Source organism: Intrasporangium mesophilum, from assembly GCF_054783095.1.
Genome location: NZ_BAAGRF010000058.1, coordinates 199,146 through 215,742 on the forward strand (window position 1 = coordinate 199,146; position 16,597 = coordinate 215,742).

General features: G+C 70.5%; 9 protein-coding genes and 1 tRNA gene. 2 read left to right on the forward strand and 8 right to left on the reverse strand.

The features are described from left to right. Positions 1-13: 13 nt before the first annotated feature. Complete coding sequence (locus tag ACYVLP_RS26250) at positions 14-1,708, forward strand: aminotransferase class V-fold PLP-dependent enzyme (protein WP_460630221.1); 1,695 nt, start codon at positions 14-16, stop codon at positions 1,706-1,708. Between the two features lie 36 nt (positions 1,709-1,744). Here ACYVLP_RS26250 and ACYVLP_RS26255 read toward each other — a convergent pair whose 3' ends face one another. From ACYVLP_RS26255 to ACYVLP_RS26290, 8 genes are all read right to left on the reverse strand, one after another. Then, positions 1,745-2,641, reverse strand: a complete 897-nt coding sequence (locus ACYVLP_RS26255) for an NADP-dependent oxidoreductase (RefSeq protein WP_460630222.1) — start codon at positions 2,639-2,641, stop codon at positions 1,745-1,747. Between the two features lie 144 nt (positions 2,642-2,785). Then, positions 2,786-5,617 carry a lactonase family protein gene (locus ACYVLP_RS26260; RefSeq protein WP_460630223.1) on the reverse strand — a complete coding sequence of 944 codons (2,832 nt, stop codon included), beginning with the start codon at positions 5,615-5,617 and terminating at the stop codon, positions 2,786-2,788. An 8-nt stretch (positions 5,618-5,625) separates the two neighbouring features. Beyond that, entirely contained in the window at positions 5,626-7,011 is a 1,386-nt protein-coding gene (locus tag ACYVLP_RS26265; protein ID WP_460630224.1) for an ABC transporter permease, read from the reverse strand. Then, positions 7,008-8,075: an ABC transporter ATP-binding protein gene (locus ACYVLP_RS26270; protein ID WP_460630225.1), complete on the reverse strand. Its 1,068-nt coding sequence runs from the start codon at positions 8,073-8,075 to the stop codon at positions 7,008-7,010. The genes ACYVLP_RS26265 and ACYVLP_RS26270 overlap by 4 nt, the downstream gene beginning before the upstream one ends. Positions 8,076-8,440: 365 nt before the next feature. Further along, complete coding sequence (locus tag ACYVLP_RS26275) at positions 8,441-9,883, reverse strand: helix-turn-helix domain-containing protein (protein ID WP_460630226.1); 1,443 nt, start codon at positions 9,881-9,883, stop codon at positions 8,441-8,443. A gap of 178 nt (positions 9,884-10,061) precedes the next feature. Further along, positions 10,062-10,135: transfer RNA gene (locus ACYVLP_RS26280), tRNA-Met, on the reverse strand. An 89-nt stretch (positions 10,136-10,224) separates the two neighbouring features. Continuing rightward, a complete protein-coding gene (locus ACYVLP_RS26285) occupies positions 10,225-13,254 on the reverse strand; it encodes a UPF0182 family membrane protein (protein ID WP_460630227.1) in 3,030 nt (1,009 codons plus the stop codon). A gap of 467 nt (positions 13,255-13,721) precedes the next feature. Then, the gene (locus tag ACYVLP_RS26290) at positions 13,722-15,743 is read right to left on the reverse strand and encodes an HNH endonuclease signature motif containing protein (RefSeq protein WP_460630228.1); all 2,022 of its coding nucleotides are present in this window, start codon (positions 15,741-15,743) and stop codon (positions 13,722-13,724) included. Positions 15,744-16,046: 303 nt separating this feature from the next. Here ACYVLP_RS26290 and ACYVLP_RS26295 point away from each other — a divergent pair, with 303 nt between their 5' ends. Continuing rightward, on the forward strand, positions 16,047-16,586 hold the full coding sequence (locus ACYVLP_RS26295) for a PPA1309 family protein (RefSeq protein ID WP_460630229.1): 540 nt from the start codon (positions 16,047-16,049) through the stop codon (positions 16,584-16,586). Positions 16,587-16,597: the final 11 nt, after the last annotated feature.

Sequence of the window (16,597 nt, forward strand, 5' to 3'; positions counted from 1 at the left end):
TATAGTCGAGGACATGAACGTCGCCGCAGACCTGCTGACCACGATCCGTGAGAATGTGATCGGCGAGGACCAGGTCATGCCCGGGCCGTACGGTCCCCGGCGCGTCACGTACGCCGACTACACGGCCTCCGGCCGCGGTCTCGCCTTCATCGAGGACTTCATCCGCGACGAGGTGCTCCCCCGCTACGCCAACACTCACACCGAGAGCTCCGGCACCGGCCTGCAGACGACGCGACTGCGTGAGGACGCGCGCCGCGTGATCCGCGACGCCGTCGGCGGCGACGACGACACCGTCGTGATCTTCGCCGGGTCCGGGTGCACCGGAGCGATCGACAAGCTCGTCGGCATCCTCGGACTGCGTGTGCCGTCCAACTTCGAGGACCGTTGGCACGCAAGCGATCTCGTGCCATCCGACCAGCGGCCGGTCGTCTTCATCGGTCCCTATGAGCACCACTCCAACGAGGTGATGTGGCGCGAGTGCGTCGCCGACGTGGTCGTCATCCCGCAGGACCCCGACGGGCACGTCAGCCTCGACGTGCTTCGCGCGAAGCTCGAGGAGTATGCCGCTCGGCCCCTGCTCATCGGGTCCTTCTCGGCTGCCAGCAACGTCACCGGCATCGTCACCGACACCGACGCCATCTCGAGCCTGCTGCACGAGCACGGCGCGCTCGCCTTCTGGGACTTCGCGGCCGCCGGCCCCTACATCGACATCGAGATGTACGGCCGCGGGGGGCGCGGCCAGGCCGACACGACGGCATACAAGGACGCCGTGTTCCTCAGCCCGCACAAGTTCATCGGAGGCCCGAGCACGCCAGGCGTGCTCGTCGTGCGGCGCGAGCTGCTGACCAACCGCGTGCCCGACGTCCCGGGCGGCGGAACGGTGACGTACGTCAACCCGAGCGACCACGACTACCTCACCGACCCTGCCCACCGCGAGGAGGGCGGCACCCCGGCCATCATCGAGGCGATCCGTGCGGGTCTCGTCTTCAAGCTCAAAGAAGCGGTCGGCGTCCCGACGATCCGCGCGCGTGAGGCGGAGTTCCTCCAGCGCGCCGTCGAGTCTTGGCGTCACGAGCCGAGCATCGAGATCCTGGGCAACCTTTCGGCAGAGCGACTTTCGATCGTGTCGTTCGTCGTGCAGGCCGATGGCGGCAGCTACCTGCACCACAACTTCGTCGTGGCCGTGCTCAACGACCTGTTCGGCATCCAGGCACGCGGCGGGTGCTCGTGCGCCGGGCCCTACGGCCACTACCTGCTCGGCATCGACCTCGAGCGCTCGCACGAGTTCGAGCGTGAGATCGGCCGCGGCTGTGAGGGCATCAAGCCCGGGTGGGTTCGCGTCAACTTCAACTACTTCATCTCCGACACGGTCGTCGACTATGTCATCGAGGCCGTGCGGCTCGTCGCCCGTGACGGCTGGCGCCTGCTGGGCGACTACGACTTCGACCCGGCCACCGGTCGCTGGCGGCACAAGAACGGCCCGGTCGAGCCCCCGCTGCGCCTGCACCAGGTCGGCTTCGAGAGTGGTCGGCTCACCTATCCGGCCCACGTCGACCGCGCCGGCGAGGATGCCCTCGCCGGGTACCTCGACGAGGCGCGAGCCATCCTGGCCGGCGCCGAGCCCGTCGCGGGTCCCGCGGCCAGCGTCAATGTCGACTTCGACCACCTGCGGTGGTTCGAGCTGCCCGTCACCAGCATTCGCGCCTGAGCCCCCGGCAGCCGGGCGCGCCCGTGCGCATCGCGGTCAGGGCACGAGGACGAGCTTTCCCCCGGCACGACCACTGTCGCTCAGCGCCTGCGCGTCGGCCGCCGCCGTGAGGGGGAAGACCCGGCTGATCGTCGTGGTCAGCTCGCCCGAAGCCCGGAGCGCAACATAGGCGCCGAGGTCGAACGCCCCCGGCTCGCCGCCGGTCGTGAAGGTGATCCCCATCGCGAACGCGGCCGGGTCGGCGATCGTCACGACCCGCTCCTTCCCGCCGACCAGCTCGACGGACTCCTCCAGCACACCCGCCCCGCTCGTGTCGAAGACCGCGTCGACGCCGTCCGGCGCGAGCGCCCGGACCCTGTCGAGCCAGCCGTCACCGTAGGTCGTCGGCGTCGCGCCGAGTGCCGCAACCCGCCCCTGGTTCGCCTCGGACGCCGTCCCGATCACCCGCACCCCGTCGCGGACCGCGAGCTGGGTGGCCACCTCCCCCACCGCGCCACTCGCGCCGTGGATGAGCAGGGTCTCGCCCGGCTTGAGAGCCAGCAGGCCCAGGGCGCGCTGCGAGGTCTCGCACGCCACCGGCAGCGAGACGCCGGCTACCGGGTCGAGCCCGGCCAGGGCGGCATACGTCCCCAGCAGCGCCAGCTCCGCGTAGGCGCCTCCGTCGGCGAAGCCGACCACCCGGTCGCCGACGGCGACGTCACCGACGCCCTCACCCAGCGCATCCACGACGCCGGCGGCCTCGGCTCCGAGCAGCAGGGGGAACTTCGTGTCCGGTGAGGCCATCCGCCCGCCGCGCACCTTGCCGTCGATCGGGTTGACCCCGACCGCCTCCACGCGGATCCGCACCTGGCCGGGTCCCGGCTGCGGGTCCGGCACCTCGGCCTCGTGGAGCTCCTCGGGTCCGCCGAAGCGGTCGATGACGATGGCCTTCATGGGTCCTCCTCGGACGGGTCCGCCGGCCTGCCGCCGGATGGGGTGGGAACACCGCGCGACTTCACCGTATGCCGCGGCCGACCAACGGCTGGCGGCGGCCCGCCGGCTTGCGCCGACGGACCGCCGCCTGTGTCCGGATCCAGGTCAGTCGTTGTCCGACGGCGGAAGGTAGGCGCCGGGGACCTCCGAGGGAGCCAGGATCGTGGAGTCACCCGGGTAAGGGGTCTTCCAGTGGTGGGAGTCGTACCACGTGAAGCGGTTCATCAGCTCCGGGTTCGCGTAGTCCGCCACCGCGCCGTTGCCGGCGAGGTGCTGGGAGGTCTTCCACCTGTCCCACGCACCCGCGACGGCCTTCTTGTCCGAAGGCACCGCGGTCTCCGCGGCGACCTTGGCGTTGAGGGCCGCAGCGGCCGCACCGGTCTGGCCGAGGGTGTCGAGGCCGCAGTCCGGTGCAGTCTTGACGCCCTCGGTGAGCGGCACCTGGTTCGGCACCGCGTCGAACGGCGTGTAGTCAGGGGTTGACTGGAACGCGTCGAACATCGGCGTGGCCGCGGCGACCTTCTGGTTCAGCGGCGCAGAGCCGAGGATCTGCTCGATGGTGCGGATCATCGAGATCTGCGAGTAGTACGTGCTGACCACCTTGCCGTGTGCGGCGTACGGGCTGATGATCTGGATCGGAGCACGGTGCCCATCGACATGGTCGGCGCCGTTCTGGCTGTCGTCCTCGACCACGAAGATCGCGGAGTCCTTCCAGTAGGTGCTGTGCGAGATCTCGTCGACGATCTTGCCGACCGCGACGTCACCGTCCGCGACCTGGGCGCGGGCGTCGGGCGCGCCACCGGTGTGGTCGCTCGAGAGCCACATCATGTTGAGGTTGGCCGGCCCGTCCTTCTCGAACTCCTGCTTCCAGATCTGGTAGCGGTAGGTGTCCGGGATGTTGCTGTCGAACATCGGCGAGTCGTGGTTGGTGATCGCGTTGAGCGACGGGATCGGCGACTGGACGTTGAGGCGCAGGGACGGGTCGACCAGCTGCGCTGGGTCGCCACCGCCGTCGACGGACTTTGTGGCGCAGTAGTACTTCTGCCACGTCGCGCCGGCCGGCTTGTTCTCCCAGATCATGAACTCGCCGAAGTTGCGTGCGGTGTTGCCGGCCGACTGGACCGCCGTCCACAGGAAGCCCGACCGCTGGTGACCCAGTACGTCGTCCTCGGTGTCGTAGCTGCGGGTGTACTCGCCTGCGCTGGACTCGGTGTACTCCGGGTTGTCACCCTGCATGAGCCAGTTGTGCCCCTCGGCCGAGTTCGTGCCGACGTCGTACGTGTTGTCGTAGAGTCCGAACTGCTTGGCCAGGGCGTGCTGGTTCGGCGTGACCGTCGCGCCGAACTGGGCCAGGGTCGCGTCGCTCTTGCCGCGCGCGTCGTCGCCGTACACCTGGTCATAGGTGCGGTTCTCCTTGACGAGCAGGAAGACATGTTTGATCGTCGACGGGTCGCCGATCCGCTTCGGGACCGGCACGGCCTTCTGCTTGTTGCCGTTGGCGACCTTGACGTCCGTGTCGCTGTCGCCCCAGCCGTTCTGGGCGAACACCGTCGGGGTGTACGTGTCGGCGATCTCCTGGTCGGTCGGGAGCGTGAAGCGGGTCAGCGACGCCGTCGTGCCGTGCGTGCCATGGCCCTTCGCGGGTGTGGTGTTCGCACCCTGGTTGAACGTCAGGAGCGGGCCACGCGCGTCGATGCCGCGGGTGTTGGTCACGACGACCTGGTCGCCGACGGTCGCGATCTCCGACGGGTAGTAGTCCGTCGGGAGCAGGCCGACGAAGCTCATCGGCTCCTGCGGGTCACCGTGGTAGCGGTAGACGGCCACCGCGTTCGCCCGGCCGAGCGTGACGAGCAGGTGCCCGTCGGCCGTCAAGGTCACGCCGTTGGGCTGGTAGCCGACATCGGAGCCCTTCCACGGCTGGGTGGTGATCGTCTGCACGACCTTGTCCGAGTCGGTGTTCACGACGGACACGGAGTCGTCGAACGTGTTGGTGACGAACAGCGCCTTCCCAGCGGCATACATCGCCGTCGGGTGCAGGCCGACCGCGATCGAGCCGACCTGCGCGCCAGGGTTGTTCGTGTCGATGACGCTGAGCGTGCCGGTCGTCGACGTGCCGAGGTAGCCGTCTGCCGGGACCTGGGTGCCGTACGAGTTGATGGTCGTCTCACCCGGGTTGGCGAACCGGCCTCCCTCGTTGCTGACGTAGAGCTTGTCGCCGACGAAGGTCAGGTGGCGCGGCGCGATGCCCACGGTCCAGCTCTGGGTGATCGTGCCGGCGACCGGGTCGACCAGCACGACGCGGTTCTGGCCGTTCACCGCGACGTAGAGCCTGGAGCCGTCGGGCGAGAAGACCGCCTTGCCCGTGAGGGCCTGGGCGCCGTTCACGGTGGGGATGGCGACCTTCGTGCCGGCTCCGAGGGTGCCGTCGGCGTTGACCGGGTAGCGGGTGAGGCCGGTGGCCTGCGGCACCCAGAGGAACTTGCCGTCCGGGGAGTAGGTCGGGCCCTCCTGGCCCACGGTGTTGTCGGAGACCTTCTGGTTGGCCGAGGCGGCGCTTCCGACCGTCCAGATCAGCTGGTAGGTCTGGAGGTCGAAGATCTGGACGGAGATCGAGCGGTCGTTGCTCGTGGCGGCGAGGTAGCGGCCGTCGGCGCTCACCGTCGAGCCCATGAACTTGCCGATCTGGGTGAGCAGGCGCTCGCCGTACGGCTTGATGATCTGGTTGGCGGAGACCTGGATACCGGCGCTGTACTCGGTGCCGACCTGCTGGTCGCCGAAGCCCACGGTGGTCGCGAAGGCCTCGACGCCTGAGCCGGCGACGACCAGGGCGGCGGTGCCGGCCAGGACGATCCGGGTGCGGCGACCGAGGTGCCCGGAGCGGCCCGGGAGCGCGGGGCGCGCCTGCGAGTCGCTGCGGCGGTGTCGGGTGACGTGCATGAGTGTGGCTATCCCTTCGAAATGGGGTTCAGCAGGTCGACGCTGCCGTCGAGCTGCCAGAGCGGGTTTGGTGAGTCCCCTCGCGGGGTCCTCACGGTGAAGCTGCCATTGACCTCCTTGGGCCCGTCTCCGTCGGCGACGTACCGCCCGTCTGCGGTGACGTCGAGCTGGTAGATGGCGCTGCCGACCGCCGCCGCGCCGGGCAGATGCCAGGTGACGACGCAGCGCCAGTTGCCTCCGGGACCCTCGTCCTCCATCCGGTCGCCGCCCTTGTCGCACGACGCGGTCGCGGCCAGCTGCGCCTCCGTCACGTCGGGGCGGTGCAGCTCCGAGGTCTGGAGCCGGTACAGGTGCGCGAAGGAGGTCGCGAGCGACGCATCGAGCCTCGGCTTGTCGATGCCCGTGCCGCTCGCGGGAGTCGCGACGGCGACGACGAGGCAGGTGAGCGCTCCGAGGGCGGCGAGCGGAGCGACTGCCACCAGAGCACGGCGGCCCGACCCGTCGTTGGAGAGGTCGGTGAAGTCCCGGAGCACGAACAGCCGGTAGGCGAGCGCGGTTGCGGCGACCGTCCAGGCGAGGCCCACGACGAGGCCGATGACCAATGGTCCGGTCTGGGCCGGGTCGGTGAAGAGCCCGCGCCAGGCGATGAAGCCCTGGCTCGGCAACGCCATCCGGAGTGCCACCGGGAGCGGCAGCAGCTCAGCGAGCTGCATCCCGAACGCGACGACCGCCGGCACGAGCAGACCCATCGGCGAGCGTCCGAGGACGACCGAGCCCAGCAGCCCCAGTGCCCCGAACGCGAGGGTCGGCACGAGCACGCAGAGCCAGGCGAGCACCACGAGTAGTGCCGCCTCCGACGGGGCAAGCTGCGAGCCGTCGAGCCCGACGAGCGGGTGGTTGCCGATCGCGGCGAGCCCGCCGACGATGCCGGAGACGCCCAGGGCGACGACGAGCAGGACGATGACCGTCAGGGTGGCCAGCGCCTTGGCGGCGAAGATCCGCCTCGGTGAACGCACCGCGATGAGCAGGTGGCGCCAGGTGCCAAGCCGGTCCTCGGAGGCGAACACGTCACCCGCGACGACAGACGTCAGCAGCGGCAGTGCGAACGAGCAGCAGAAGCCGAGTACCACCAGCGAGCTCGCCCAGCCGGTGGCGGCCATCCAGCGCCCGAAGACCGTGTCCGCGGGCAGCGAGCTCTGGTTCCCCATCACCGCGACGAAGACGGCTGGGCCGACCAGACACGCGGCGAGCAGCAGTCGGATCCGCCAGAGCGAGAGGATCTTCAGCAGCTCGAACCGGTATGCCGCACGCAGCGCGGCCGGACGCGTCGCGTCGAGCTGCGGGGTGGGGCGGGCGTGGGCCTGGGGTCGCGGCGCGGCGATCGTCGCGGTCATCGGGACTCCTCGGTGTCGGTGGTGGCGACGTGGTCGGGGTCGGCTGGGTCGGGGTCGGCTGGGTCGGGGTCGGCTGGGTCGGGGTCGGCTGGGTCGGGATCGATTGGGTCGGCGCCCGCGTCGCCTTCGGCGACCGCTCCGGTCAGGGCGAGGAACGCCGACTCCAGCGGCGAGACGACCGGAGCGAGCTCACGGAGGGCCACGCGCGCGCCGACCAGCCGCACGACCAGCTCGTCCATCGCGGCGACGCCGCCTCGGACGACAAGGTCGGTCTCCTGGCGACGGAGCGCGAGCTCGTCGTCACGCAGCACCCGCAGGCCGGGCGTGCCCGATGCGATCTCGAGGGCCGCGGCGGGGGCTGACGTGACGACGCGGTAGTCGAGGTCGCGGCTCTCCGCGGCGAGCTTGCTGAGCGGTCCGGAGAAGACCACTCGTCCGGTCGCGAGCAGGGTCACCTCCGAGCAGAGGGCCGCCAGGTCGTCCATGCGGTGGCTGGACATGACCACCGCAGTGCCTTGTGCTGCAAGGTCGGTCAGGATGCGGTGGACCTGCTTCTTGCCGGCCGGGTCGAGGCCGTTGGCGGGCTCGTCGAGCACGAGCAGCCCCGGGCGAGTGAGCAGCGCGGCTGCGAGCCCGAGCCGCTGGCGCATCCCGAGCGAGAAGCCGCGCAGCGGGTCGTCGGCGACGCCCGTCAGCCCGACCTGCTCCAGAGCGTCGTCGACCTCGCGTCGCGACGGGACTCGGCCGCGCAGGGACATGAGGGCGGAGAGGTTCTTGCGCGGGCTCAGGGCGGGGTAGAGCCCCGGCCCGTCGACGAACCCGGCCACCGCGTCCGGCACAGCCAGGACGCGGCCGACCGGCGACCCGAGGATCTCGAGGCTGCCGTGGCTGGCGACCGCGAGACCGAGGAGCAGGCCCAGGAGCGTGGTCTTGCCGGCCCCGTTCGGGCCGACGAGCCCATGCACCTCCCCGGCCGCGACGTCGAGGTCGACACCGTCGAGGGCGACAACGTCTCCGAAGGTCTTGGTGACCCCACGAGCCCGAACCACGAATGTTGTTTCCATAGCAATCCCGTCGACGCAGAGGCGGACATCGAGGAACCTACGAATGTGGCTATGCGTCGACGGGGCGCTGAGCCAAACGTTGCGTGAATGACCTCGGGCCTACTGGGGAGTTGTGCATCAACTCGTTGATTGACCAGGAGAGTGTTGACAGGTGTGCAACAGAACGTTGAAAACGGCCGGCCCGGCCCCGCGCGCCGCGTGGTGCGGCCGCGTGGGCGACGGGCAGCCCAGCGGCACAACGTTGTTCGCGTAGGTCGCCGAGAACGAGGGCGGTATGCCGTGTCGTCGGCCCACGGCATATGGCGGGGGTGTGCTGCTCTGCCCAGCCTTTTCCCAGACTATTCTCAGCGTCTTGACGCCCTATGTCAGCGGGAAACGGCGTGCGGCGCAGAATGTTGAGGGAAATGCAAAGGATCGTTGACAGCAGGGCCTGACAAGGCCCGCTCGAAAGCGTCCTCCGAGATCCCGAGCGCCAGGCGGATGCTCGCGAGGACGCGCTGGAGGATGACCTGCTCGGCCTCCGGGCTCACTGGGACCCAGTCCGTGTGCAGCTCCACGGCGTCGGGGTCGTAGCCCATCCAGGCTCCGACGGTCCAGCCGGAAGGCACCTCGACGGTGAGCCCGCAGTCCTCGGGGAAGCGGCTGAAGCACAGTCTCACGGGCTCGCCGGCCAGGGCCACCTCGCGACGCCGACTGCGCCAGCTCAGCGTCACCGGCCCGGCCGGCGCCGGGGCGGCCTCAGGTCGCACGACCAGGGTGACCGGCCCGAGCCAGTAGTCGGGGAAGTGGGCCATGACGACGTCGGGCCTCAGGTGTGCGGTGCGGACCGGCTCGAAACAGCTGACGCCGTATCCCCCATATGCCATGTCCAGGACTGCGGGCAGGTGACGCACCCTCCCGGTCCGTCCAACCTCGTAGTTGTGCACCTGCATCGGCGACACCCCGCGCCTGCGCGATCCTGGGTGCGGCCACATATGGTCGCCGGTCCGCAGCACCCTGGTCGCCGCCTGCGCCGCCTCAGCCTGCGAGAGGCCGCGGGCGTGCCGCAGCTGCCGGTGCAGGCTGCGATGGTCGTCGGGCGTGCGGGGCGGCGTCGGGTCGCGGTGGGCGTCGCTCATCGGCCAGTCGGCTGAGCCGGCCCCCGAACGCCACTGGTGCTCCAGCGCATCCCAGCGGTCGCCGTCGACCAGGGACCGGATCCGGGGGCGCAGCGTCCGCGGGTCGCCGCGGTCGAGCCGTCGGACGCCGTCGACGAGCCGGCCCATCATCGGGTCGCCAGGATGGCTCAGCACGACGTCGCGCAGCCCGATCGAGGACATCCGCGGCACGTCGAGCCACGCAGGCGGCACGCCCCGCCCGAAGTCCACCCAGACGGGCTCATCGGTCAGGACGTTCACCGCCCAGTTGGGGTCCATCCACGGTGCGACCATGAACAGGCCTTCCGGCCCCACCTCGTGGTCGATGCGCAGGCCGAAGACCCGCAGGCGCGCGAGGCCGCGGACGCGCCCCGCTCGCACGGGCCTGATCCAGGCCCACACGGGCCCTGGCTCGCCGTGGAAGGCGTGCCCCCAGCGAGTGCGCGGCTCCAGCGTCGAGGTGCCGATCGCCCGGGCCAGGTCGACCAGGCAGCCTCCCGCACCGAAGACGCTGTCGAGCCGGTCGAGCGCCCCGAGCGGTATCCCCCGCACCCCCGTCTCCCAGGCGCTCACCGCGGCCGAGCTGACATGCACCTCGGCGGCCAGCTCGGACTGGGTGCGGCCGCTTGCCCTGCGCCACGCTCGCAGGAGGGAACCAGATGACGTCGGCACGAGGCTTCAGGCTACGGACGACATATGAACGCCAGGAGACCAGTTTGGGTAGATCTGCGAAAAGTATGCCGCCCGACGCAGCCGACCCGGCGGGCCCGGTCGGTGCAACGACCCACCCGCCGAATGACGAAGGCCCGGACCATCTGGTCCGGGCCTTTCGCTCGCTGACGCGAATTTGTAGCGGGGGCAGGATTTGAACCTGCGACCTCCGGGTTATGAGCCCGGCGAGCTACCGAGCTGCTCCACCCCGCGTCGGCAGTCGTAAGGTTACGCGAATCCCTCGCCACGACCAAATCGGGGGCTTTGGGACCCCCGATCCGGTCGTGGTGGCGCGCTCCGGCTCAGGGCGACGGAGCCCCGGTGCCCTGCGGTGAGGCGGCGACCGCCCGCGCGAGAGCCTCCTTCAGCTTCTCCTGCGCCTGCCCGTAAGCCGCGAAGTCACCCTTCTTGAGTGCCGCCTGGCCGTCGGCGTAGGCCGCCTCCGCGTCCTTGAGCGCCTGAGCGAGCGCGCCGGCATTCGGAGTGCCCTGCTGCGTCGACGGTGAGGACGTCGGGGGCGACGACGGACCGGTGGTCGGGTTGCCGCTCGTGCCGCCACCGGGAGTCGTGGGCGTGTTGGCTCCCGTGTCGCCGGCCGATGCCCCGGACGAGCCCCCGAACAGCTCGTTGAGCGCCGTGTCGAGGGAGCCGGCCCAGGCGATCTTGTCGCCGAAGGCCACAGCAACGGCATTCAGCTTCGGGAACGTCCCGGTGCCGGTCGAGCGCGCCTGGACATAGATCGGCTGTACGTAGAGCAGTCCTCCGCCGACGGGCAGGGTCAGCTGGTTCCCGAACGTCACGACGGCCCCGTTGGACGACGTCGTCGAGATGAACTGCGCCAGCGTAAGCTGGCGTCCCAGCGACGCGTCGTTGGAGGTGGTGCTCGATGTTCGCATGTCGTTGTAGACCTGGCCCGGTCCGTTGACCGTGCCGCCCGTCATCTCGAGCAGCCGCATCGTCCCGTAGCTCGTCGAGCGTTTGCCGTCCTGCGAACCGGCGTCGCCGTCGACGGCGAGGAAGCCGGACAGGACGTTGCGGTCACCGGTGGGCATGAACGTCGAGGTCAGTGAGAAGGCCGGCTGTGACTGCCCGGGCATGGCCAGGGACAGGTAGTAGGGCGGTTGGAGCAGGTCCGAGCCCGACTGGGTCGGGTCGTCCGGGATCCGCCAGAAGTTCTGGCCGCCGTAGAACGAGCCTGCATCAGTGTCGTGGTACTTCTGCAGGAGCTGCCGCTGAACCTTGAACAGGTCCTCGGGGTAGCGCAGGTGCTCCATGAGGGAGCCTGGGATGTCGCTCAGCGGCTTGACGCTACCGGGGAAGATCGACATCCAGGCCTTGAGGATGGGGTCGGTCTCGTCCCACTGGTAGAGCGAGACCGTGCCGTCGTAGGCGTCGACAGTGGCCTTGACGGAGTTGCGCACGTAGTTGACCTGGCCACCCTGGACTGCGCGGACCGACTGGCGGGTGCTCGTCACGGCGTCCTCTGTCGCCTGGTCGAGGGTGGTCATCTCCGAGTACGGGTAGTTGGCCGAGGTCGTGTACCCGTCGAGGATCCACAGCACGCGGCCGTTGACGACGGCGGGGTATGCGTTGCCGTCCAGGGTCAGCCACGGCGCGACGCGCTGGACACGCTCACGCGGGGTGCGGTGGTCCAGGATGCGGGAGTCGTTCGTCACCGCGTCCGAGAGCAGGAAGTTGATCTCGCGGTACTTGATCGCATAGGCGATCCGTCGCATCGCATCGAGCTGGACGCCGCCGGTGCCCTGGTAGGTGTAGGTGATCTGCCCCGTACCGTTCGGGTCGGGGTAGTCGAACTCCTTCTTGCCACCGCCGACGATGGAGTACTCGGGCGAGGACTCGCCGAAGTAGATGCGCGGCTCGTACTTGCCGAGCTTGCCCTCGGTGCCGATCTGGGACTCGAAGAACGTCGGACGCCCATCGTCCTCACGGGTGTTGCCCTTGGCCGCGACGACGCCGTAGCCATGGGTGTAGACCGTGTGGTCGTTGAGCCAGTTGCGCTGTGCGTCAGGGACGCCGTTGAGGTCGAGCTCGCGGGCGGCGATGACCGTGTCGGTGGGCTTGTTGTCGATCTCGTACCGGTCGACGTCGAGCACGTCGGCGAACTGGTAGTACCCCTTGCTCGCCTCGAGCTGCTTGAACGTGGGACTGACGATGTTGGGGTCGATCAGGCGGATGCCGGGGATGGTGGCGGCGTCGCCACGGAGCTGTCCCTGGGTCGCGATCGTCTTGGTGTCGTACGGCTTCACATCGATGTTGTTGAAGCCGTATGCCGCTCTGGTGGCGTCGATGTTGCGCTGGAGATATGGGATCTCGAGCGACTTCTCGGACGGCCTCACCTTGAGGGACTGGACCAGGGCCGGGTAGATGCCGCCGACCGCGACGACGATGACGGCGAGCACTGCGACGCCGACGAGCGGCAGCCGCCACGAGCGCGTCCAGATCACGGTGAGGAACATCAGCGCGCACATGACCGCCGCGATCGCAAGGATCCCCTTGGTCGGGATGACGGCGTGCGCCTCGGTGTACTGGATGCCGGTGATCTTGGTGGACTCGGCCGTGGCGAGGTTGTAGCGGTCCACCCAGAAGGCGACGGCGCGGACCAGCACGAGGGCCGCGGCGATGATCGACAGGTGAACCCGTGCGGCGTGGGTCGAGCGCATCCGCTGCCCGATGACGATGCCGCCGTAGAGGTAGTGGGTGAAGGCCGCGGTGATGAACCCGATGACGAGGATCATCGTCAGGAAGGCGACGACGAAGTTGATCCACGGCAGGACGAAGACGAAGAAGCTGATGTCCAGGCCGAACTCGGGGTCAGTCGTGCCGAACGAGTTGCTGTTGCGCCAGAGCAGGAACGTGTCCCACTGCGTGGCCGCGGAGAGGCCGGCGAACAGCCCGATGGCCAGCGGCGCCGCGATCGTCGCCGTGCGGCGCATCGGCTCGACGAGCTGGCGGTAGTGCTCCATCGCTTGCGTGTCCGGCGAGGGAGCGTAGATGGGTCGGCTACGGAAGGCGAAGTGAATGCTCGACCACACCATGGCGGCGGTGAGCAGTCCGCCGACCACGCCGAGGAGCACCTTGGTGACGATCTGGGTGGTGAACACGCCGGTGAAGTCGACCGACTGGTACCAGAGCACCTCGGTCCAGAACTGCGCCAGGATCGCGATGACGACGATGAGGGCGCCCGCGATGACGAGGGAGGTGACAAGGGGCCGTCGCGTGGGCGGCAGGGCCGCCGTGCCGCCGCGCCCGGGCGTGCCGGAGTCGTCGCCGTTGAAGTTGCCCGGCGGGGGGCCGAAGTTGCTGTCGCTCACGTGGAGTGCCTTGCGTGCGGGGGCGGAAGAGGTTCAGGCGAAGCTGTCACGGCCGCCGGCGGCCGTTGCCGCAACCATAACCCGGCGTCCGCACGAGCTGAGCACGGCGATACCGCACCGTGACCCGGGGTGTGAACGCTCGGCCCCACACGCCGGGTTCCGCAGGTCCACGGGTGACTTCCTGTGGGCTCTGCAGGAACTGTTCCGCGGTGGACGCCCGTCACTGGGGCGTGCCGTCTGGCCAAGCGTCGAAACATGCCGCGGGGCTCCAGACACCGGGGGTCTGCCGACGGGCTTCAGACAGGGAATGCGGTCAAGGACCAGGCAGCCGGGACTGCCGTCAAACAACCAGGGCACCGAGGAACGCGACCACACATCAGGCAGCGAGGAGCGCCGTCATAGAACGAGGGCACCGAGGAACGCGACCACACGCATCAGGCAGCGGGGCATGCCGCCGACTGGGTCGCTCAGAAAGGTGGCGGGTCGTGGGTCGCCGGCCCTCGACCGGGTGACTCGCCGGGTGACTCGCCGGGTGACTCGCCGGGTGACTGGCCTGGTGACTGGCCTGGTGACTGGCCTGGTGACTGGCCGGGTGACGGGTCGGGCGGGATGCTGTGGTCGGGTTCGGGATCGGTGTGGGGTTCGGTGGGTCGGTGGCCGTCGAGCCAGTCCTTGGGGTGGGTGAGGTAGGTGCGGCCGGCGGCGGTGCGCCACCTCAGCACGGCGCCCACGGCGCCCTCGTCCTCCTGCGCGTGCTGCTCGTGCTGCTCGTGCTGGTTGTTGTGGTTGTTCTGGCACTCCGTGGTGTCGGGGGTGCCGAGGGTGTCGGGGTCGCGGTGGGCGGTCCACCAGCCGGTGGTGCGGACCCGGTGGTGGGCGCGGTGTTTGGCGGTGAGGTTGTCGGTGCTGGTGGGCCCCTGGGGCCAGGGCCGGTCGTGGTCCAGGTCGCACTGCCGGGCCGGGATCTGGCAGCCCGGGCCGCGGCAGATGCCGTCGACGGCCCGGACGTGCTCGATGATGGCGCGGGTGGGCCGGTACCCCTTGGCGGTCAGGGCCAGGGCCCGCCCGGTGGGCAGGTCGGCCAGCAGGGTCTGCCAGATCGAGCCGTCGGCGGTGATGAGGGCGCGGGCGTCCTCGGCACTGACCCATCCGTGCCCGGGCAGCTCGCACGGGGCGTCGTCGAGCCCGGCCGCGGTGGACCACGGCACCACGATGAACACCCGCCCGGCCGGCGAGGGCGCGAATCCGAACCCCGGATCCCCGACCGCATCCCCGACCGCATCCCTGGCCGCATCGCCGACCGCATCGGCGCCGGTCTTGTCGCTAGCGTCGTCGCCGGTCCCGTCGCCGGCGGCATCGTTGCGGGCGTCTCCGCCGGGCCAGGCGTGGGTGGCGGCGCCGGTCAGGAAGTCGGCCCGCAGCTGATCGAGGGTGCGCCGGTCGCCGCGGGCCCAGGCGGCACGGGCTGCGGCGTCGGCCCGGTCCAGCGCGGCCGCGATCTTGGGCGCGTCGTTGACCACGGTCAGGCTCCCGGTGCCGTCGTTGAAGACCTGCCCGAACACCCCGACCCGGTCCCGGGCCGCCCGGCGCCGCGCCACGGCGTCGGCGGCGTGCTCGGGATCGGTGTCGGCGGCGATGACGGCGCGGCGCAGCCGGGACCGGAACAGCCGCTCGCTCAGCCCGGCCCCGTCCCGGGTCGGGGCCAGCGCGGCCCGGGCGACCCGGTCCACCCCGGCGTCGCTCAGGGTCGTGGTCTCGGCGAGCACGGCACCCGCGCGGCGCAGCGTGGCCGTCCCGGCGCGGACCTGCTCGCGCAGGAACCCGACCCGCACCGCGGGCCCGGTGGCCAGCTCGACCCGCAGGGCCAGCTCGCCCTCGCCGAGCCCGGTCGCCGCGGACACCTCCATCACGACCGCCTCCCGCGCCGCGAACGGGGTCCGCCCGACCCAGCCCTGCCCGGCCCGCGCGGCCAGCTCGGCCCGCGCGGCGGCGTGCATCCGGGCCAGCGCGTCCAGCTGGTGGTCCTCGATCTGGCCCTTGAGCCGCTCCCCGGCCTCGAACACCGCCAGATCACGATCGAACCCCGCCGCGAACCCCGCCGCGAAAGCGTCATCCTCACGGTCACCGCCACCGTCCACGCCCGCGTCGGCACCTGCGTCACCGGCTGCGTCGGCATCCGCAAGACCTGCTACACCCGCGGCGTCGGCACCGGCCGCGGCACCGGCTGCGTCGCCCTCGGCGTCCGCGTGTGGCCGGGTCGAAGGTATCGCCGCTGGGCTGGCGTGGGCGCTCGCGTGAGTGCCCGCGTGGGTGGGCGTGTGGGTGCTCGTGTGGGGCCTGCGCTGGTCGGCGTGCTGGGTCATCAGCGACCCGAGCAGCCGGTGCGTGCCCTGCTCGACGGTGGCCGGCTGGTGCCGGCCGCGCGGGGCTGCGCGCAGCCCGGTGGCGAACCCGGGCTCGGGTGATGGGTCTTGCACCTGGTGCGGCATCGGCAACCTCCATTCGTCCCCTCCATTAGAACACGCGTTCGACCATAGGCTGGGCGGCTCTGTTCTTGAGCGGCCTTTATCCACAATGGTTTTCGCTGGCCCGGGGGGATGTGGACAACCCGCGGCCGTGTCGGGTCCGGGCCCGCGCGAGCGGGGCGCTCACTCGACTGGGAGAGAGAGGACTCGGCGAGCGCGCGGGGCGGGATGGGGCGCGTGGGACGGGGCGCCCACTCGACCGGGAGGGGGTACCCGGCAGGGACCTGGCACCCCTGTGCGCCCGAGTGTCGGACGGCATACGGCAGCATGGGACGCGTGAGACCCGAGCCTGTCATCGACCCCCTCGCCATAGCCGCCCTCGACACCGAGCGCCATGTGGCGGCGGCGGGCTGGGACCAGCCCGCTCGGCTGTTCGCACTCGTGCGGACCGCCGAGCTGCTCGAGCGGGAGCCGCACCTGCGCGTCCAGATGGGCCCCGCGGACCTCGCGGAGGGGTCGCTCACCGCGATCGAGCAGGAGGGCCTGCCCTCGACGAGCTCGCTGGAGACCCTGCTCGGACGGATCGCCTGGCCCGACGAGGTCGACGGGTGCGCGTTCGCCATCGAGCGGATGGTCGTGCCGCCCGACGCCGAACGGCACCTTCCGGACCGCCCGGGCGACGTCGTGGACCACCTCGCGGCGCACCCGGACCGCAAGGACGTGCGCCTGCTCGTCGCGGTGCTGCGCGACGGCTCGTCGATCTGCCTGCTGCGCCAGCGCGACCACGACTCCGACGACGCGGTCGCCACGGGCAAGGACATCGCGCCAGGGCTCGTCCAGGCGCTGCAGGCCACCTTCGAGCCCTGAGGCCCGGCGCC

Coding starts and splice junctions, on each gene's coding strand:
- ACYVLP_RS26270 (WP_460630225.1), bottom strand. CDS start 8,075: ATGGAAACAACATTCGTGGTTCGGGCTCGTGGGGTCACCAAGACCTTC.
- ACYVLP_RS26290 (WP_460630228.1), bottom strand. CDS start 15,743: ATGCCGCACCAGGTGCAAGACCCATCACCCGAGCCCGGGTTCGCCACC.
- ACYVLP_RS26295 (WP_460630229.1), top strand. CDS start 16,047: ATGGGACGCGTGAGACCCGAGCCTGTCATCGACCCCCTCGCCATAGCC.
- ACYVLP_RS26255 (WP_460630222.1), bottom strand. CDS start 2,641: ATGAAGGCCATCGTCATCGACCGCTTCGGCGGACCCGAGGAGCTCCAC.
- ACYVLP_RS26250 (WP_460630221.1), top strand. CDS start 14: ATGAACGTCGCCGCAGACCTGCTGACCACGATCCGTGAGAATGTGATC.
- ACYVLP_RS26265 (WP_460630224.1), bottom strand. CDS start 7,011: ATGACCGCGACGATCGCCGCGCCGCGACCCCAGGCCCACGCCCGCCCC.
- ACYVLP_RS26260 (WP_460630223.1), bottom strand. CDS start 5,617: ATGCACGTCACCCGACACCGCCGCAGCGACTCGCAGGCGCGCCCCGCG.